This is a genomic window from Streptomyces sp. NPDC021080, from assembly GCF_044333225.1.
GTDB lineage: Bacteria > Actinomycetota > Actinomycetes > Streptomycetales > Streptomycetaceae > Streptomyces.
Genome location: NZ_JBIRQM010000016.1, coordinates 151,582 through 170,549, shown reverse-complemented (window position 1 = coordinate 170,549; position 18,968 = coordinate 151,582). Strand labels below are relative to the sequence as shown.

14 protein-coding genes and 1 pseudogene are annotated in these 18,968 nt (G+C 71.8%); 7 read left to right on the top strand and 8 right to left on the bottom strand.

The genetic code is table 11. The annotated features are described in order from the left end of the window. Nucleotides 1–145 precede the first annotated feature (145 nt). Nucleotides 146–2,116: an N-acetylmuramoyl-L-alanine amidase gene (locus tag ACH4S8_RS33960; protein ID WP_398401007.1), complete on the bottom strand. Its 1,971-nt coding sequence runs from the start codon at nucleotides 2,114–2,116 to the stop codon at nucleotides 146–148. 262 nt (nucleotides 2,117–2,378) lie between these two features. Beyond that, nucleotides 2,379–3,518 (bottom strand): aminoglycoside phosphotransferase family protein, encoded by a 1,140-nt coding sequence (locus ACH4S8_RS33955; protein ID WP_398401005.1) that lies wholly within the window; start codon nucleotides 3,516–3,518, stop codon nucleotides 2,379–2,381. Here ACH4S8_RS33955 and ACH4S8_RS33950 point away from each other — a divergent pair. Beyond that, a complete protein-coding gene (locus ACH4S8_RS33950; RefSeq protein WP_326789599.1) occupies nucleotides 3,517–3,690 on the top strand; it encodes a hypothetical protein in 174 nt (57 codons plus the stop codon). The genes ACH4S8_RS33955 and ACH4S8_RS33950 overlap by 2 nt on opposite strands. Nucleotides 3,691–3,749: 59 nt before the next feature. Then, a complete protein-coding gene (locus ACH4S8_RS33945) occupies nucleotides 3,750–5,249 on the top strand; it encodes a hypothetical protein (protein WP_398401002.1) in 1,500 nt (499 codons plus the stop codon). A 210-nt stretch (nucleotides 5,250–5,459) separates the two neighbouring features. Here ACH4S8_RS33945 and ACH4S8_RS33940 read toward each other — a convergent pair whose 3' ends face one another. The 3 genes from ACH4S8_RS33940 to ACH4S8_RS33930 all read right to left on the bottom strand — a co-directional run bounded on the left by ACH4S8_RS33940 (nucleotide 5,460) and on the right by ACH4S8_RS33930 (nucleotide 8,993). After that, nucleotides 5,460–6,926 carry a PP2C family protein-serine/threonine phosphatase gene (locus ACH4S8_RS33940; protein ID WP_398401000.1) on the bottom strand — a complete coding sequence of 489 codons (1,467 nt, stop codon included), beginning with the start codon at nucleotides 6,924–6,926 and terminating at the stop codon, nucleotides 5,460–5,462. Between the two features lie 283 nt (nucleotides 6,927–7,209). Then, on the bottom strand, nucleotides 7,210–7,890 hold the full coding sequence (locus tag ACH4S8_RS33935) for a TetR/AcrR family transcriptional regulator (protein ID WP_398400998.1): 681 nt from the start codon (nucleotides 7,888–7,890) through the stop codon (nucleotides 7,210–7,212). Between the two features lie 89 nt (nucleotides 7,891–7,979). Then, a complete protein-coding gene (locus ACH4S8_RS33930) occupies nucleotides 7,980–8,993 on the bottom strand; it encodes a Gfo/Idh/MocA family protein (protein WP_398400996.1) in 1,014 nt (337 codons plus the stop codon). Nucleotides 8,994–9,195: 202 nt separating this feature from the next. On the opposite strand from ACH4S8_RS33930, the gene ACH4S8_RS33925 reads away from it, so the two are divergent. Together ACH4S8_RS33925 and ACH4S8_RS33920 are read left to right on the top strand one after the other, a co-directional pair. Then, nucleotides 9,196–10,614, top strand: a complete 1,419-nt coding sequence (locus ACH4S8_RS33925) for a basic amino acid/polyamine antiporter (RefSeq protein WP_398400994.1) — start codon at nucleotides 9,196–9,198, stop codon at nucleotides 10,612–10,614. 33 nt (nucleotides 10,615–10,647) lie between these two features. Then, nucleotides 10,648–11,910: an arginine deiminase gene (locus ACH4S8_RS33920; RefSeq protein WP_398400992.1), complete on the top strand. Its 1,263-nt coding sequence runs from the start codon at nucleotides 10,648–10,650 to the stop codon at nucleotides 11,908–11,910. A gap of 30 nt (nucleotides 11,911–11,940) precedes the next feature. Here ACH4S8_RS33920 and ACH4S8_RS33915 read toward each other — a convergent pair whose 3' ends face one another. Continuing rightward, nucleotides 11,941–13,509, bottom strand: a complete 1,569-nt coding sequence (locus ACH4S8_RS33915; RefSeq protein WP_398401146.1) for an FMN-binding glutamate synthase family protein — start codon at nucleotides 13,507–13,509, stop codon at nucleotides 11,941–11,943. Between the two features lie 91 nt (nucleotides 13,510–13,600). After that, nucleotides 13,601–15,175 carry an alpha/beta hydrolase gene (locus tag ACH4S8_RS33910; protein ID WP_398400990.1) on the bottom strand — a complete coding sequence of 525 codons (1,575 nt, stop codon included), beginning with the start codon at nucleotides 15,173–15,175 and terminating at the stop codon, nucleotides 13,601–13,603. 285 nt (nucleotides 15,176–15,460) lie between these two features. Between ACH4S8_RS33910 and ACH4S8_RS33905 the strand changes: the two genes are divergently transcribed. Together ACH4S8_RS33905 and ACH4S8_RS33900 are read left to right on the top strand one after the other, a co-directional pair. Continuing rightward, nucleotides 15,461–16,210: a chaplin gene (locus tag ACH4S8_RS33905; protein ID WP_398400988.1), complete on the top strand. Its 750-nt coding sequence runs from the start codon at nucleotides 15,461–15,463 to the stop codon at nucleotides 16,208–16,210. Nucleotides 16,211–16,469: 259 nt separating this feature from the next. Continuing rightward, the gene (locus tag ACH4S8_RS33900; protein WP_398400986.1) at nucleotides 16,470–17,327 is read left to right on the top strand and encodes a GNAT family N-acetyltransferase; all 858 of its coding nucleotides are present in this window, start codon (nucleotides 16,470–16,472) and stop codon (nucleotides 17,325–17,327) included. A gap of 162 nt (nucleotides 17,328–17,489) precedes the next feature. Here ACH4S8_RS33900 and ACH4S8_RS33895 read toward each other — a convergent pair whose 3' ends face one another. Further along, nucleotides 17,490–18,461 (bottom strand): class I SAM-dependent methyltransferase, encoded by a 972-nt coding sequence (locus ACH4S8_RS33895; RefSeq protein ID WP_398400984.1) that lies wholly within the window; start codon nucleotides 18,459–18,461, stop codon nucleotides 17,490–17,492. Nucleotides 18,462–18,619: 158 nt separating this feature from the next. On the opposite strand from ACH4S8_RS33895, the pseudogene ACH4S8_RS33890 reads away from it, so the two are divergent. Further along, nucleotides 18,620–18,912: pseudogene (locus tag ACH4S8_RS33890) on the top strand (GDP-mannose 4,6-dehydratase); the annotation flags it as partial. Nucleotides 18,913–18,968: the final 56 nt, after the last annotated feature.

Here is an 18,968-nt window from a genome sequence, read left to right as displayed (position 1 = left end):
CGGTTACATGTCGTTAACTGGCCCGGTCGCGGCCGAACCTGTCCTCGACGGCACTCTCCCTGGCCGGTTGCCGGTGTCATTGTCCTGTGCCGTCCGGACGCCGGGCCCGCTCCGCGCGGACCCGGCGCCCGGACCGCCGGACGATCTACGGAACCAGGTCCACGTCCGCCGCCCGCACGAACTCCACCCGGTGCCCGAACTGGATCTCGTAGTACATGTCCGTGCCGATCACGACCCGGTGCGGCGTCGTGTCGAAGGTCGGCGCGTAGAAGTACTCGCCGGGCACCTTGTCACCGGCCGCGTAGCGCTGGCCTGCGAGGATCTTGTAGGGCAGGGGGGAGACCGCCTGGACGGGGACCCCCGCCGGGTACGCCTCCTTCTCCGGGTACGCCCTGCCGTACACCGGGATCTCCGCCAGACCCTCCTTGGGCGTCACGGCCGGACCCGAGGCACTCACCGCGGTCGGCTGCTTGCGGGGGTTCTTGAACCAGGCCTTCTGGCCGAGGTACCAGATCGCCGTCCAGTCGCCCTCCCTTCCGGCGAGCGCGTACCGCTGGCCGGTCGAGACACGCGAGGCGACGTCGTTCACACCGGTCGTCGAGGCGTCGCCCTTCGGGTACAGGCCGATGTCCTGGATCAGCGGCGAACTCTCGTCCGGCTGGGAGTACAGGCGCACCTCGCCGGAGCCGTGCGCGGCGCAGGGTTCGCCCTTGGTGACGCAGCCCGTGTACACCGGTTGGTTCGTGTCGAAGTCGGGCAGGACGGTCACCAGGTCGCCGCTCTTGCCGTACGTGCGGTGGAAGGGGTGTCCGAGCAGGGTGAAGTAGTGCTGCCAGTCCCAGTACGGACCCGGGTCCGTGTGCATGCCCGGGATCGTGGAGGTCGTGGGGCCGGGGACGTTCTCGTGCCCGAGGATGTGCTGCCGGTCCAGCGGGATGTCGTACTTCCGGGCGAGGTACCGCACCAGGCGGGCGGAGGCCCGGTACATCTCCTCGGTGTACCAGGTGTCGGGCGCGGTCAGGAAGCCCTCGTGCTCCAGGCCGATCGACTTCGCGTTGATGTACCAGTTGCCCGCGTGCCAGGCCACGTCCTTGGCCTTCACATGCTGGGCGATGTGCCCGTCGGTCGAGCGCAGGGTGTAGTTCCACGACACATAGGTCGGGTCCTGGACGAGGTTCAGCACACCGTCCCAGGTGCCTTCCGTGTCATGGATGACGATGTACTTGATGCTCTGCGAAGCGGGCCGGTCGCCCAGGTCGTGGTTGCCGTAGTCGCCGTCGCCGAACTCCGCGTACGGGGCCGGGATCCACTCGCAGGACACGGTCCGCGGGCATTCCGTGCCGTCGTCGGAGGCGGTCCGCAGTCCCGCGCGGCGCAGCTGCGCGGTGTCGGGGCTGACTCCGGGCTGTGCGGCGAGTGTCACCTGCTGGCCGGCGTCCGTGGTGCGCCGCTCACCGGAGCGCATCACGGCGTACGCGTCGTCGGCGTAGGTCGCCGCGGTGGTGCTGTCGTCCGCTCCCGAGAAACGCGCCACCGCTCCGTACCAGTCGGCGGCGTCCTCGCTCAGGGGCTCGCCGAGGTCGCGCTGCGCGGCGGCCAGGAGCGCGGCGCCGCCCGCGACGTTCGCCGCCGCGTCGGTGCGCAGCCGCTCCGCCGGCAGCCCGGTGAGACCGGCGGCCTTCGTCAGTGTCTTGAGCCGGGCCGGGAGCTCGGAGTCCGTGGGCACCTGTGTGTCGGGCAGGAGGGTCGAGCGCGAGCTGTCGCCGCGGGCGTCCTCCGTGCCGTCGCTGTGATGCGGGCTCGCGGCGATCGCCGTGCGGGCGTCGGTCAGGTGCATGGGGCCGTAGCCGCCGGTGACGCTCGGGGCACCGGCGTGTGTGTCCCAGCGGGACTGCAGATAGGAAACGGCCAGCAGCACGCTCTGCGGAACGTGGTACTCGGCGGCCGCGGCGGCGAAGGCCCGCTGCAGCTCGGTCGTGGGCGCCTCTTCGACGGAACTCGACGGAGCCGCGCCGAGCAGCGGCAGCAGCAGCGCCGCCGAGGCGACGGCTCCTGCGGCCCTGCGCGCGCGTCTGTGCCTGCTGGTGGCCTTGGGTTCGCTGGCGGACCGGTGCAATGCAGCCTCCTGGGACGGTCGGGCGCGGTGGGGCGTGCGAGAGCCGAACGCGTCAGTGCTACCGGCTCCCCGACGATCCGTCAATCATGCGCAGGAGGAGGCGATTTCCCATGTAAACGCGGGACGAAGGGGGTTTCGTGGCGGCGGCCTCCCGGCCTGCGGGGCGTCAGTGGCGTGGACCAATGCCCCGAACGGCGGGTCGTGCACGAGGAGGTCCGCGGTGCGCCGCTGTGCCGGCGTCACCGCGGACCTCCGTCCCCCTTCAGCGCGTGCCGACCGCCGCGCGTACGGCCCGCCGGGCCAGCTGGCAGTCGTCGTGCAGCCGCCTCAGCAGCAGCCGCTGTTCCTCGCCGGACGGCGCAGCAGCCGGGTGCGCCGGGCCCGCTGCCGCCGGGGCCGCGTCGTGCAGGGAACGCTGCACGGCCATCTCGTACGTACGGATCTCGCGGGTCAGGACGATCATCAGGTTCACCAGGAAGGCGTCCCGTGCCGTCGGGCCGGCCGACTGTGCGAGCTGGCTGATCTGACGGCGTGCCACGGGAGCGTCGCCGAGGACCGTCCACAGCGTCGCCAGGTCGTAGCCCGGCAGATACCACCCCGCGTGCTCCCAGTCCACCAGCACTGGACCGGCCGGTGAGAGAAGGAGGTTCGACAGGAGGGCGTCGCCGTGGCAGAACTGGCCCATGCCCTGGCGGCCGGAGGTCGTCGCGATGCCGTGCACGAGCTTCTGCAGATCGCCCATGTCCCGGTCGGTGAGCAGCCCCAGCTCATGGAAGCGGGAGATCCGTTCCGCGTAGTCCAGCGGGGCGTTGAAGGTCCCGGCCGGCGGCCGCCAGGCGTTCAGCCGGCAGACGGCGCTCAGTGCGGCACGGATGTCCGCGCGGGGCGGGGCCTCGAGCGGGTGGCGCTGGAGCGCGGCCACCCGGCCCGGCATGCGCTCGATCACCAGGGTGCAGTTGTCCGGATCCGCCGCGATCAGCCGGGGCACCCGAACAGGCGGGCGGTGCCGGACGAACAGACGGTATGCAGCTATTTCGTGCCGGATCCGCTCGGCCCAGACGGGGGAGTGGTCCAGTAAACACTTGGCGACGGCCGTGCTGCGTCCTGTCGTGCCGACGAGGAGCACGGAGCGTCCGCTGCGGCGCAGCACCTGGACCGGAGCGAACTCCGGACAGATCCGGTGCACCGACGCGATCGCCGTGCGCAGCTGGGCGCCCTGAGGGCCGGACAAGTCGAGTCTCCCGCTGAGCGGTTGGGTGCCGAGCCCCGGCACGCGCCGCGTCCGGCCGGCACCGAGCAACGGGGCCGCCTGACGCGCGGGGTCGAGGTAAGGGCCGCTGCCCACCGGGCGGGGGTGCAACGACCGGGGCGGAGCGGACACGGAGGACGATGCTGTGTACATGGGCGAAACAGATCCCTTCGTGTGCCTGCGAGTTGCCGCGCTGCCCGCCCCGGCCGCCTGGTTCATCCTGGGGAATGTCCCTGGCAACCGGGTCGGGGTGGCGCGTTCCTACCTGACACCCGACGTCCACTGGCACACCATCTGGCGCACCCTGGCGAACCCTGGCGAATAGTCGCTCAGCAACTGACAGGCGGTTACTGTCGAAATCAGCCGAGAACCTGGGGGCTTGACGTGAACGGACAACCCAACACTCGTCTGTCGGACCTGTTCGGCCTGGCCGGCTGGTCCAAGGGTGAACTCGCGAGGCTGGTCAACCGGCAGGCGGCGGCCATGGGCCACCCCCAGCTGGCGACCGACACCTCGCGGGTGCGGCGGTGGATCGACATGGGAGAGATCCCGCGCGATCCGGTGCCGCGGGTGCTGGCGGCTCTGTTCACCGAGCGTCTCGGCCGTGTCGTGACCATCGAGGACCTCGGTCTGGTCAGGCACGGGCGTACGGGGAAACGGCAAGGCGACGGGAATGCGGAACATCCCGATTGCATGCCGTGGGCGCCCGACCGAACCGCCGCGGTCCTCACCGAATTCACGGGAATGGACCTCATGCTCAACCGACGCGGCTTGGTGGGCGCGGGTGCCGCGCTCGCCGCGGGATCCGCACTCAGCCCTGCCATGCACGACTGGCTCCGCAACGATCCGGCCCTCGCGGCCGACGCTCCGCAGTTCGAGGACCCCCTGCACGCCGACCCCGCCGGGTTCGACCGCTACGAGGCCGCCCCCATCGGGTCGCAGGAGATCGAGGAACTGGAGCGCTCCGTCGAGGTGTTCCGGGCCTGGGACGCGGCCCGCGGTGGCGGGCTGCAACGCAAGGCCGTGGTGGGCCAGCTCAACGAAGTGGGAGGCATGCTCTCCTACCGGCACCCCGACCATCTCCAGCGGCGCCTGTGGGGCGTCGCCGCCAACCTCGCCGTCCTCGCGGGCTGGATGTCGCACGACGTCGGCCTGGAGCCCACGGCTCAGAAGTACTTCGTCATCGCCGCGCACGCGGCCCGGGAGGGCGGAGACCGGCCTCGCGCGGGGGAGGCGCTCTCCCGGGCGGCCCGTCAGATGGTGCATCTGGGGCGGCCCGACGACGCGCTCGACCTCATGAAGCTTGCCAAGTCCGGTTCCGGCGACGAGGTGCTGCCCCGTACCCAGGCGATGCTGCACACCATCGAGGCCTGGGCGCAGGCGTCCATGGGCAAGGGCCAGGCCATGCGGCGCACGCTCGGTATGGCGGAGGACCTGTTCGTCTCCGACCGCGGTGACGTACCGCCGCCCAGCTGGATGCAGTTGTTCGACGAAGCCGACATGCACGGCATGCAGGCCCTCGCCTACCGGACCCTCGCCGAGCACGAGCCGGCCGCCGCGGCGACCGCGCAACGGCATGCCAAGGAGGCGCTGAAGCTACGGGAGTCGGGGCGGGACCGCTCGAAGATCTTCGATCACATCTCGCTCGCGTCGGCCTGTTTCATCGCCGACGATCCCGAACAGGCCGACCGCTACGCGCGACTGGCCCTGACGTCGATGGGCTCCAACTCCTCCCATCGCACCTGGGACCGGCTGCGCGAGATGTACCGGCTCACCGGGCAGTACTCCAGCTATCCGAAGATCAGCGATCTGCGTGAGGAGATCAAACTCGCGCTGCCGAAGGGTTCGCTCAAGCCCAGGCGCGGCGACAACGCGCGGGTCTAGGGGGCTTGCGTCCTCGACGTCACCCGCACGGGCGGGTGTTCGGCGCCGGTCGCGCCGCGGTGGCTCTGCTGACAACGGCGTCAGCCGTCCTCGGGGGAGATGCCGATCCCGGCCGTCTCTCCGTCTCGTCCGGCTCCGGTGCCGCAGGGCTCCGGTGTTCCCCGGCGTTCCTGTCGTGCTCGACGTCCTGGACGTCAGGACCCGATGACGTCAGGACCCGATCCGGGCGATGAGCACGCAGGCGTCGTCCTCGCGCTCCGTCCCGCCGCATTCCTCGACAACCATCCGTATGCAGTCCTGGGCCGTACGGGCCTCGCCGAAGCGCGGGGCCAGGTCGAGCAGCCTCTGGACGGCCGCCGCTCCTCCCCGGCTCTCGGCTTCGCCCGGGAGGGGGGTACCTGACAGCGGGGGGACCAGTCCCTCGGTGTGCAGGAGCAGCAGGTCGCCCACGCGGAGGCTTTCCTCGGCCTGCCCGTAGACGGCACCGGAGGTGGCTCCGAGCAGTACGCCGTCCGGTGCGGTCAGTGCGCGCCCCGTCCCGTCGCGGAACAGCAGCGGGGCGGGGTGCCCTGCCTGTGCCCAGCTGAGGGTGCGGGTCGCGGGGGTGTAGCGGCAGCAGACGGCACTGCCCAGCGCGGGCTGGACGGTGGTGTCGAGCAACTGGTTGAGCCAGGAGAGGAGTTGGCCCGGCCGGGTGCCCGCCACCGCCATGCCGCGCAGGGCGCCGAGCAGCATCGCCATTCCCGACGTCACGGTGACTCCGTGGCCGGTGAGGTCGCCGACGCTCAACAGGGTCTCCCCGTCGGGGAGTTCGAGGGCGTCGTACCAGTTGCCGCCGATCAGCGTGCTGGTCGACGACGGCAGATAGTGGGCTGCCACGTCCAGGGCCCCGGTTCCCCGGCGCGGGAGTCTCAGGGAGCCGCGCCAGGGCGGCAGCACGGCCTCCTGGAGTTCGACCGCGAGCCGGTGCTCGGTCCGTGCGACGTGCCGCTGGTGCTGGAGGGTCTCACCGGTCTCGCCCACCGTCCGCTGACTGCGGCGCAGTTCGCTGACGTCGCGCAGCACGGCCCACATCGAGGCGGTGCTGCCGTCGGCGTCGAGGACGGGCTCGCCCATCATGTGCACGGTCCGCACCCCGCCGTCGGGGCGCACGATGCGGAACTCCCCGTCGATGGGCTTGGCGTCGATGAGACAGTCGGTGACCATCGCCGTGAGCATCGGCCGGTCCTCGTCGAGGACCAGCGAGGGCAGTTCGTCGAGGGTGAGCGGGGGAGCGGCGGCGTCGCGGCCCAGGATCTGGTAGAACTCGCCGGACCAACTGACCTCGTCCGTCAGGAAGTTCCACTCGGCGCTGCCGACCCGGCTCAGCAGCGAGCCGTGCCGGGGTGCGGCCGGCGCGCTCCGGGGCGCGGTGGTGGCCGAGGACGGGACGGGAACCTCCGGGGGTCCGTCCCGCAGCTGGGCCAAGTGTGCGTCCAGGTCGTTCAGTTGATGCAGCGCCAGATTGCAGAGCGCGCGCTGCCAGCGTCCCTGTGCGTCCTCGTCGTCGGCCGGGGCCTCACGCCGTACGGCGTCCACCTCGCCGCGCAGGCGCCGTGTCTGCGAGATGAGCGCGTCGACCGTGCCGTGCCGGGGCGGCTGAGCGGCGGGGCGGTCCGCAGAGAGATGGGGTGGCATGACGTACTCCGATGCGGGGACGGTACGACCTGGGTTACGGAAGGACCGCTACGACTGTCGCACAGCCCGCGACGCGCTGTAAGGGATTTGGCAACACCCGATACGGTCGTGCTTCTGGTATATGCCGCAGTCCTCCCGGAGTGGGTGACCGGTCCCGATGAGGTAGTCGTTGTTCGTGGTCAAGTCGTAGAAGCCGTACGTGACTTGCGGGTCGAAGACGCTCCGGCGCGAGACGTTCATTCTGCTGTTCGAGGGGTATTTGTGCGAGTGCTTCGGAGTGTGTTCAAAGCGAGCGTACGAAGTCCGACACCTCGGCCTCGTAGAGCCAGGACGGGTCGATGCCCATCGAGCCGAAGTTGCCCTCGATCTCCAGGGTGACCGTGCCGTGCAGATGGGCCCACAGCAACGTGGAGCGCGCCGCGACCGCTTCCGGGACATCCTCGAAACCGTGCCGCTCCCGCCACTCCCGGAACTGTGCCGCCGCGTCCTGCGGTACCCGCGGCGGCGACTCGGCCAGGGCGCTCACCGCGTCCAGAAGGACGTTCATGGCGGGCTGCGAGGCCTCGACCAGGCTCGCGGCCTGGGCGTCGTAGCCCTGGAGCGGCGCCCGGAAGAGCAGGCGGTAGCGGTGCGGTTCCGCCAGTGCCCAGGCCCGGTAGGCCTGGACCAGCGCGGTCAGCCGGGCGGCCGGGTCCGCCGGGCCGGCCGCGGCGGTGCGGGCGAGGGCCGACGCCAGATCCCCGTAGGCGTCGACGACGAGTTCGGTCAACAGGCTGTCGCGGTTGGCGAAGTAGCGGTAGAGCGCGGGGCCCGTCACGCCGATCTGCTTGGCGATCGCGTTGAGCGACAGCGCCTCCGGGCCGCCCTCGGCGAGCTGGCGCAGTGCCGCCGTCTTCACCTCCTGGCGCACCTGCGCACGGAACCGGTCGCGCGGGCCGGTCCCGGTCCGCGGTTCTGCGGCCATGTCGTCGCCTCTTCGTGTCGGATGCGGAAACCCTGTGTGCCGGATCGCGTGCGTTAGATCCTATCACGCACGCGATACCCGATAACCGATCAGGCGTAGAGGTCCGGGCGCGGAGCGAGTTCGACGGCCACCCGGCCGCCGCCCTCCAGCGCCCTGACCCCCGCCTCGGCGACGGCGGACGCCGCGTACCCGTCCCAGACGCCGGGTCCGGTCACCCGCCCGGCCCGGGTGGCGTCCACCCAGGACTGCACCTCACGGTCGTAGGCGTCGGCGAAGCGCACGAGATAGTCCTGCGCCACCTCCTCGTGCCGGCCGCCCGCGGTCGTCACGGTCAGGGAGCGCTCGTCCCCGATCCGTGCGCTTCCCGCCTCGCCCACCGCCTCGCACGCCACCTGGTAGCCGAACCCGCAGTTCACGAAGACCTCGACGTCGACCAGGGCGCCGCCGGCCGTCTCGAACAGGACGAACTGAGGGTCGATCAGGCCTTCGGGCGCGGCCGAGGGCGACCGGGGCCGCAGCACCGTCACCGCGGTGAGCTCCTGCCCCAGCAGCCAGCGCGCCGCGTCGATCTCGTGCGAGACGGAACTGTTGACCAGCATCGCCGAGGTGAAGTCCGGCGGCGAGGAGACGTTGCGGTGCGTGCAGTGCAGCATCAGCGGGCGGCCCAGCCGTCCGCTGTCCAGCAGGGACTTCAGCCGCCGGTACTCGGCGTCGTACCGGCGCATGAACCCGACCTGCGCCAGCCGCCGCCCGAGCCGTACCTCCGCCTCCATCACCCGCAGCGCCCCGGCCGACTCCGGCACCAGCGGCTTCTCGCACAGCACCGGCAGGCCCCGGGCGAACGCCGCGAGCAGGGCCTCCTCGTGCGCGGGGCCGGGGGAGGCGATCAGCACGGCCTCCACCCCGGGCGCGTCCAGCGCGGCCGCCGCCTCGGCGTGGACCGACACGCCCTCGATGCCGGCCACGGCCTCCTCCGCGCGGCCGGTGTCGGGATCCGCGACGGCGGCGACCCTGGCGCCGCTCACCACCCGGTCCAAGCGGCGTACATGGTCGGCCCCCATGTGTCCGGCACCCAGTACCGCCACACCCAACAGCTCACTCACGCGGTGCGCACCTTTCCGACGACTGCCCGGTCCGTTCCGTCCCGGTGATCCGATTGTCGGCCGCGGAGATCGATGCCGCAGCACCCTGACGGCGGCTCTTCCCGGGCATTGCGGGCAATCGGTTGTTAACGTCGTTCAGGTCGCCAGACGACGTCGCTCGCATCGTGGTCGCGCACGACGATGCCCTCCTCGCAGGACACCCATGACGCAGGTCGACACCGAAGCCGAGGCGGTACCGGCCGCCAAGCTGACCCTGGTCACCCTCTCCATGATGGTCGTCGGCTCCATGGTCGGCGCCGGGGTGTTCTCCCTCCCGCGGCGGTTCGCGCAGGAGACGGGTGTGGCGGGCGCGCTGATCGCCTGGGCCGTCGCCGGTACCGGCATGCTGATGCTCGCCTTCGTCTTCCAGCGGCTCGCGATCAGCAGGCCCGACCTCGACGCGGGCGTCTACGCCTACGCCAAGGCGGGCTTCGGCGAGTACCTCGGATTCTTCTCGGCCTTCGGCTACTGGGCCAGCGCCTGCGTCGGCAACGTGACCTACTGGGTGCTCATCATGTCGACGATCGGGGCCATCGCGCCCGCGCTCGGCGACGGGGACACCGTCCTCGCGGTCGTGCTCTCCTCGGTCGGCCTGTGGGCCTTCTTCCTCCTCGTCCGGCGCGGGGTGAAGGAAGCGGCGGCCATCAACCGGATCGTCACCGTGGCCAAGATCGTCCCGATTCTCGTCTTCATCGTCCTGGCGCTCTTCTACCTCAAGCCCCGTGTCTTCGCCGAGAACTGGGGTGGCGCCGCCTACGCGGGCTCACTCTTCGAGCAGGTCAAGGGCACCATGCTGGCCACCGTGTTCGTGTTCCTCGGCGTCGAGGGGGCGAGCGTCTACTCGCGGCACGCCAGGCGCCGCGAGGACGTGGGCCGGGCCACCGTCCTCGGCTTCCTCAGCGTGTTCGCCGTCTTCGCCTCGGTCACGATCGTCTCGTACGGGCTGCTGCCCATGGCGGAGATCGCCGAGCTCAGACAGCCGTCGATGGCCGGAGTCCTGGAGAGCGCGGTCGGCACCTGGGGCGAGGTCTTCGTCAGCGTCGGCCTCATCGTCTCGGTGCTCGGCGCCTACCTCGCCTGGACGCTGATGGCGGCCGAAGTGCTGTTCGTCGCGGCCAAGGACGAGGACATGCCCCGCTTCCTGGCCCGCTCCACACGCGCCGACGTGCCGGTGCCCGCGCTGCTGCTGACCACCCTGCTCACCCAGACGGTCCTGGTCGTCACCCTCTTCTCGGACGACGCCTTCAACTTCGCGCTCGACCTGACCAGCGCCCTGACGCTCATCCCGTTCCTGCTGGCGGCGGCCTTCGCCCTGAAGATCGCCCGGCACCGGTTCGGCGGCGACCTCGTCGTCGCCGCGCTCGCCACCGTCTACACGGCCTTCCTGCTCTACGCGGCCGGACTCAAGTACCTCCTCGTCTCCTTCATCGTCTACGCGCCCGCCACCGTGCTGTTCGTGATGGCGCGCCGCGAGCAGGGCAGGACGCCGTTCTCGCCCCGTGAACTGGTCATCCTCGTCGTCTCGGCCGCCGGTGCCGTCACCGGGATCGTCGCCCTGGCGCTGGGCTGGATCAGTCTGTGACCCGTCGGCCTCCGGCCTGGAGAAAGGCATCCCGTGACCAGTCAAGACACCACCGGCCGTCCGGCGTACGGCGTCCACTCCGAGGTCGGCCGGCTGCGCAAGGTCCTGGTCTGCGCCCCCGGTCTCGCCCACCGCCGGCTCACCCCCACCAACGCCGACGACCTGCTCTTCGACGACGTGATGTGGGTGGAGAACGCCCAGCGCGACCACGCCGACTTCGTCGACAAGCTGCGCGGGCGCGGCGTGGAGGTCGTCGAACTGCACGACCTGCTCGCCCGGACGATGGCCCTGCCGGCGGCGAAGGACTGGCTGCTCGACCGGAAGATCACCGCGAACGAGGTCGGGCTCGGACTCGTCGACGGCACCCGGGCCTTCCTGGAGTCCCTCGAACCCGCCGCGCTCGCCGAGTACCTGATCGGCGGACTGTCCACCGCCGACCTGCCCGACGAGTTCCGCACCGGCTACCTCTCCCTGGCGCGCGAATCGACCGGCGTGCGCGAGTACCTCATGCCGCCGCTGCCCAACACCCTCTACACCCGCGACACCACGTGCTGGCTGTACGGAGGTCTGACCCTCAACCCGCTCTACTGGCCGGCCCGGCACGACGAGACGCTCCTGATGAAGGCCGTCTACTCCTTCCACCCGGATTTCACGGGCTCCACGGTGTGGTGGGGCGACCCCGAACTCACCTGGGGACAGGCCACGTTCGAGGGCGGCGACATCATGCCGGTCGGAGGCGGCGTCGTCCTCATGGGCATGAGCGAGCGCACCTCGCGGCAGGCCATCAGCCAGGTCGCGGCCGCCCTGTTCCAGGCCGGCGCGGCCGAGCACGTCGTCGTCGCGGGCCTGCCGAAACTGCGCTCCGCGATGCACCTCGACACCGTCTTCACCTTCGCCGACCGCGACCTCGTCACCCTCTATCCGGCCATCATGGACTCGGTGCACGCCTTCTCCCTGCGGCCGAGCGACAAGGCCCCCGGGGTCGAACTCACCGACGAGGGCTCACGCGCCTTCACCGACGTCGTCGCCGAGGCACTGGGGCTGCCCGAACTGCGGGTCGTCGAGACCGGCGGCGACGTGTACGCCTCCGAGCGGCAGCAGTGGGACAGCGGCAACAACGCCGTCGCCCTGGAGCCCGGCGTCGTGTTCACCTACGACCGCAACACCCAGACCAACGCCCTGCTGCGCAAGGCGGGCGTCGAGGTCATCACCATCGTCGGGTCCGAACTGGGGCGGGGCCGCGGCGGCGGCCACTGCATGACCTGCCCCATCGTGCGGGACCCCGTCGACTTCTGACGCACGGTCCGTCTCCCGCCGTCCGGCGGCTCAGAAGGAGTCCGGATCGGCGGCGGCCCAGTCCGCCGCCCAGGCCGCGGGCGGTTCGGCGAGCAGAACCCCGGGCGGCAGCCACTCGTAGAGCTGTGCGTACGACCTCACCGTCGTCGGTCCGACGCGCCGCAGCAGCCGGTGGGGGGTCAGCTCGTCCGGATCCCGCACGCCCATCGCGGCCATGATCCGGCTCGCGCTGTGCACGGTGGCCCGGTGGTAGCGCCGCACCCGCTCGGACTTGTCGGCCACGTCCAGCGCGCGGACCCGGCGCGGATCCTGGGTCGCCACCCCGACCGGGCAGGTGTTCGTGTGGCACCGCCGGGCCTGGACACAGCCGACGGCGAACATCATCGCGCGGGCCGCGTTGGTGTAGTCGGCACCCTGGAGAAGGCGTTTGACGATGTCCGAGCCGGTCGCCACCTTGCCGCCGGCGCCGATCCGGACCCGGTCGCGCAGCCCGGCGCCGACCAGGGCGTTGTGCACCGTGATCAGCCCCTCGGTCAGCGGCGTGCCGATGTTGTCGGCGAACTCCGGGGGCGCCGCCCCCGTGCCGCCCTCCGAGCCGTCCACGACGATGAAGTCGGGGGTCACCCCCTCGGCGAGCATCGCCTTGCACACGGCCAGGAACTGGCGCCGCGAGCCCACGCAGAGCTTGAAGCCCGTCGGCTTGCCGCCCGCCAGCTCCCGCATCCGCGCGATGAACCGCACCAGCTCCCTCGGGGTCGAGAACACCCGGTGGTACGGAGGCGACACCACGTCCCTGCCCTCGGGCACGCCGCGCGCCTGTGCGATCTCCGCGTTCACCTTCGCCCCGGGCAGTACACCGCCGACCCCCGGCTTCGCTCCCTGGGAGAGCTTCAGCGACACGCACTTCACCTCGGGCAGCGCCGCCTTGTCCGCGAACTCCCGTTCCTCGAAGTCCCCTTCGGCGGTACGGCAGCCGAAGTACCCGGTCCCGATCTCCCAGACGAGATCACCGCCGCCCCGCAGATGGTGGTCCGACAGACCGCCCTCGCCGGTGTCGTGCGCGAAACCCCCCAGCGCCGCACCCCGGTTGAGCGCCAGGATCGCGTGGGAGGACAGAGCCCCGAAGCTCATCGCGGAGACGTTGAGCAGCGACATCTCGTACGGCTGGGTGCAGTCGGGGCCGCCCACCCGGACGACCGGCGGCTCGTCGGGCACCTCGACCGGGCGCATCGACGGCTCCAGGAACTCGTAGCCGTCCACGTACACGTCACGCCCGGTGCCGAACGGCTCCTCGGCGTCGATCCCCGCGGCCCGCTCGTACACGACGGTGCGCACGTTCCGGTCGTAGGGCCGACCGTCGAAGCCGCGTTCGGCGAAGTGCTGCCGGAGCTCCGGGCGCAGCGCCTCCGGCAGGAAAGGCAGATGGCCGACCAGCGGATAGTTGCGCAGCAGCGAGCGGCGGCGCTGCGCCAGGTCGGCGCCGCCGAGCGCGGTCAGTGCCAGCAGCGGACCCGCCGCGCACCACCACCAGGCCGAGACGGAGCCCGCCAGGAACAGCGCCCCGGCCGTACCGAGGGCGACGAGCAGCAGTGGGAGCATCCGGCGCACACCAAGAGTCAAACCCATGCGAGCGAAAGCCGCTGACCGGGACACACGCGCGGGCGCTCCCGCTCACCCCGTGGGGTGTCCGTCAGTACCTGTCGGTGTCCTCCGGGCCGCAGGAGCTGCCGCTGGCCGGCAGCGATCCGTACAGCAGGAAGTCGTCGACCTTGCGGTGCACGCACTTCGAGGACGCGTACCCGGTGTGCCCCTCGCCCTTGTTGTCGAGCACCACCGCGGAGGAGCCGAGACGCCTGGCGGTCTCCTCGGTCCAGCGGTACGGGGTCGCCGGGTCCCCGCGCGTGCCGACGAGCAGCATCTTCGAGGCGGGTACGTCGCGGACCTTCTCGCGTATGTAGTCGGTGCCCTTCGGGCGGCCGTAGCACATCAGCACCTGGGCGAGCCGGTACCGGCCGAAGACGGGCGACGCCTCCTCGTAGGCGGCACGCAGTCCGGCGACCTGCCGGGCGACCTCGCCGGCGCTGGGCCGGTCGGGGTCGTCGGCGCAGTTGATGGCCATCAGGGCGGCGGGGAGGTTGTCGAGGGGGACGTCCTCGTCGTCGACGAGGCCGTTGTGCTTCGGCCCGTGCCGCACCGGTGTGGAGGTGGCGGGCAGGGAGGCGCCACCGTACAGCCGGCTGAGTCCGTGGGCGTCGCCGTCCTGGACCAGCAGACTGAGCGCCTGTTCGAGGACGGGCCACATCGCCTTGCTGTAGAGCGCCTGGCCGATCGCCCCCACCAGGTCCTGACCGGTGAATTCCGGGCCGAAGTCGGACGGCACCGGTTCCTCGTCGAGCGACTTGACGAGTTGGACCACCTGTTCGCCGGCGCTGCGCGGGTCCTGTCCGAACGGGCAGGCCAGGTTCCCGGCGCACCAGGTGATGAAGTCGTCGAGCGCGGTCTGCTGTCCCTCCGCGCCCGCGAGGCCCTGCTCGGTGATCGGTTCGGTGAGGGTGTCGACACCGTCGAGCACCATCCGTCCCGTCTTCTTGGGGAACTGGGCCGCGTACACCGCGCCGAGCCGCGTGCCGTACGAGAAGCCGAGGTAGTTGAGTTTCCGGTCGCCGAGCGCCTGGCGCATCACGTCCAGGTCGCGGGCGGCGTCGACCGTGCCGATGTGGGGGAGGACGGCCCCCGAGTGGGTGGCGCAGGTGTCGGCGGCCTTCTTGACCGCCTTGAGCGCCGCCTGTACATCGGTGCCCGTGGCCGTCGCGCCGAAGATCTCGTCGGCGCCGTCGCCGCAGCTGACGGGCGAGGACCGGCCGACGCCGCGCGGGTCGAAGGTCACCACGTCGTAGCCGTTCGTCAGGCCCATGAAGTCCTTGCCGCTCGCGGCGAGCCCGGGTATGCCCGCACCGCCGGGACCGCCGAAGTTCAGCAGCACCGAACCCCGGGAGTGGCCCGTCGCCCGGTAGCGGGCCAGGGCCAGGTCGAGCGTGCCGCGGTCCGGCCTCGCGTAGTCCAGGGGGACGGTGACCTTGCCGCACTGCAGGTCCTTGGGCATGCCGTCGCCCTCGCAGGCCGCCCAGGCGACCTTCTGGCGGTAGAAGCGGGACAGGTCCGGCCCGTCGCCGGCGGTCGCCGCCGTCGGCAGAGCCGCCGCCAGCAGGGTCAGCGTCGCGGTGGCGGCTCCCACGACCGAGAAGCGTTGGTGCACGGACAGCATGCCTGCCTCCAGGGTCGCCTGCGGTGGACCGGCGATACCTCCCGGATCACGATAGACGCGGCTCCCGGGGCCCGCCTCCGGGGCGGGCGGAGCCGGGCGCCCGCCCCGGCCCGCGGTGCTGTCCCGCGCAGGGGGTGCTGTCCCGTGCCGGGGGTGCGGCGGCCGTTCGAAAGACGTGACGCTCGATGGGGTGAAAGGCCGATAAGCCATAACTCGGATCGTCCACCGGCGTTCTTGGCAATGTGGGCGAGCGCCCACGTCGTTGTCAGGAAAGGCAGTGAACGTATGAAACGGGTGACCCGAAATGGTCTGATCGCCGTGGCAGCCGCCTCGGGTGCGCTGGCGGCGGTCGTGCCGGCGCAGGCCGACTCCGGGGCGGACGGCGCGGCGGCAGGCTCGCCCGGCCTGATCTCCGGCGACACCGTCCAGCTCCCCGTGCACGTCCCGGTGAACCTCTGCGGGAACACGGTGAACGTGGCCGGGCTGCTCAACCCCGCAGCGGGCAACCGCTGTGCCAACGAGGGCGGCGCGGGCAGGGCCGCCGCGTCCGGCGGCGGGCGGCACGGGGGAGCCGGAGCGCACGGTGGTGCTGCCGGCCGTCGCGGCCCGGTGGCCGGTGGTGCCGACAGCCGGAGCGACGGTGGCGCGGTCGCACACGGTCACGGAAAGGATTCGCCGGGCGTGCTCTCGGGCAACGGTCTGCAGCTTCCGGTGGATCTTCCGGTCAACGTCAGCGGCAACTCCGCGACGGTGGTCGGCCTCGGCAACCCGGCCGTCGGGAACGAGTCGGTCAACACCTCGGGCACCGGGCCGGTGCGGGCGCACCACCCCGCGAAGCCCGCCCCGAAGCCGTCTGCCCCGCCCGTGGTGACCCACGACGCCGGAACGCCGAAGGTACGGCCGCACACCGGGACCGTGGCCACCCTCGCCCACACGGGTGCGGACGGCACGATGCCCGCCGTCGCGGTGAGCGCCGCGATGCTGCTGGGCGGCGCCGTCCTGTACCGCCGGTTCCGGCCTGCCGCGGTGCGCTGACCCGCGGCGGTCACGAACGGGAGGCTCCATCGGACGGGTGAACCGGCGGAGCCTCCTCCACGTCCGCCCGCCGTTCCGACGTCCCGGCGAAGCCTCTCGGGGCGGCCGTGCGCGGCGAAGTGGCCGAATCCCTTCCCGCGGGCGCTGCCTGTCGCTGCGATCGGTACGGAGATCGGCAAGGATGCTCGCGGGCGACCGGCCGGCGCACCTCGCGCCCGTATGCCGGCGCACCCCCGACCCGTACGCATTGGAGTGCTCCATGACCTCTCCGGGACCCGGCCGCCTCGTCGTCAGCCAGGCCACGCTCGACGACTGGAAGGTGGTCGGCGGCTGGGCGGCGGACGAGGGATGGAATCCCGGCCTGTCCGACAGCGCGAGCTTCTTCGTCCAGGATCCCGGAGGCTTCTTCATCGGACGCGTCGACGGGGAGCCGGTCTCGGCCATCTCGGTGGTCAACTACGGCGCCGACTACGCCTTCCTGGGCTTCTATCTCGTACGCCCCGATCTCCGCGGGAGGGGATACGGCCTCGCCACCTGGGAGACGGCCCTCGCCCACGCGGGCGGCCGGACCGTCGGCCTCGACGGCGTGGTCGCGCAGCAGGACAACTACCGCAAGTCCGGTTTCGAACTCGCCTACCGGACCGTCCGTTTCACCGGCGTGGCCCCGGTGGGCGAGGCGCCGTCGGGCGTACGGGCGGCCGGGCCGGCGGACCGCGCGGCGATCACGGCGTACGACAGTGTCTGTCACCCGGCCGACCGGCCGGAGTTCCTGGAGTCGTGGCTGACCGCCCCCGGACACCGCACCTACGTCCGGCACGGCGACGGCGGCCGGCTGAGCGGATACGCCGTGATCCGCCCGGCGCGTGACTCCCTGCGGATCGGCCCCCTGTTCGCCGACACCGCCGACGACGCCCGCGCCCTGTTCACCGCGCTCGCCGCCGACGCGGACGGGCGGGCGCTCGCCGTCGACGTGCCGCAGACGAACACGGCGGCCGTCGCCCTCGTCGAGAAGCTCGGCCTGACCCCCTCGTTCGAGACGGCCCGCATGTACACCGGGCCGGTCAGGGCGTCGGCCCAGGAGCGCGTCCATGGGGTGACGTCCCTGGAACTCGGGTGACCTGGACACGGACACGTGAGCGGGGTGGACACCTCGGTGATCACGTCCGTGTCCACCGGGCAGCCGGGCAGCCGGGACTCGGCGCCGATCCGGTAGGTCGGCATGTTCTCCGTGAACGCGGCGACCGGATGCCCGCCCGGCCCCGCGCATGCCGGGTCCGGGTCAGTCGGCTGTCTGCGCTCCGCGGTAGTAGGCGACGATCTCCCGGGCGGTCATCTCCCGCTCGCTCCTGCGGCCGAGGAAGTAGTGCGCCGAGGCGCTGTCGGCCGCGAAGTCCGGTGCGACGAGGCGGTCGAGGCTCCGCAGCCAGAACGCGAGGCCCCGCACCGCGCGGCCCGCGAGCGCGGAGCGGGTCAGCCCGCGCACCAGGTGGTCCACGCTCCACAGCATCTCGGTGCCCGGTCCGGCGACCGTCCCGGCTGAGATCTCGTCGAACCGCCGGAAGAGGGAGCGGTGGCCGCTCGCCGTGAACCGGGTGAAGTCGTGGGCGCCCGCGTGGACCTGCTGCAGGAACGGCGTCTCCGCGTACACGAGCCCGCCGTCCTTGAGCACCCGGTGGATCTCGGCGACGACCGTGCCGGGGTCGAGCACATGCTCCAGGACGGCTTGCGCGAGCACCGCGTCGACGCTCGCCGGGGGCAGCGGGATCCGGTGGGCGTCGGCGATGAACTGGGTCACCGGACTGCCGACGATGTCGAAGCCGATCACCTGGACGCGCGGATCGCGGTAGATCGCGTCGACGCCGTTGCCGACCGTCGCCCCGCCGACGACCAGCAGCCGCGGAGCCCTGCCCGGCAGGGCGCGCAGCAGCAGGTCGATGTTGCGCGCAGCGACGTGGTTGGGCGGCTTGAGGACACGGCGCAGCGGTGCCGGAAGCCCGTCCGCGCCCCGGACGGTGCCCGTTCCCGCCGGGCCGGTGGCGTCGGGCGCCGACAGCACCGCCGACCGGTCCACGACGCTGTCCGTGAAGTCGACGAGCACCGGCCAGCGTCCGGCCACCGGGAGGGCGAGGGGCGCGTTGCAGGGGCAGCCGGGCGCACCGCACCGGAGTTCACCGGGAGCCGGTGTCAGCGCGGACCGGCAGCGCGGGCACACCAGCAGGGGTTCGATGTCGTGCGGTTCGGCCAGGACCATAGGTGTTCCTCCGGGAGGCGGGGACCTCCTGCGAGCCCAGTATCCGGGCCCCGGCGCACCCCGGCATCTCAGGCCGCGCCACCCCCGGCACCTCAGGCCGCCGCGGAGAAACGCCTGGTCACGGCGGGGCACCGGGGTCCACCCGGCTCCTGGGCAGCTCCTCCGGCGAGGTCTGCGGATCGATTCCCGAGGGCTCCTCGCCGGAGACCGACCCGTTGTGCCCCAACTCGCCCTGCGCGGCGTCCGTAGCGGCCTCGGACCTGATCGCGCCGTCCCGCCACCGGACCCACGGCCCGGACGTCAGGATCACCCGGTGCTCGAACGACCACGGGCACCACCGGTTCCCCGAGAAGGTCGTCCTGTTCTCCGAGAAGGTCGTCCCGCTGTTCGTCCCCCGGCTGCCGGACGGCGACACCGTCCCCTCCACGGCGACGGCCCCGGCGTCCGCGACCGGGTCGGCGCGGCCCCGAAATCGCCTGGTCATGATGCGAATTCCGTTACCACGGC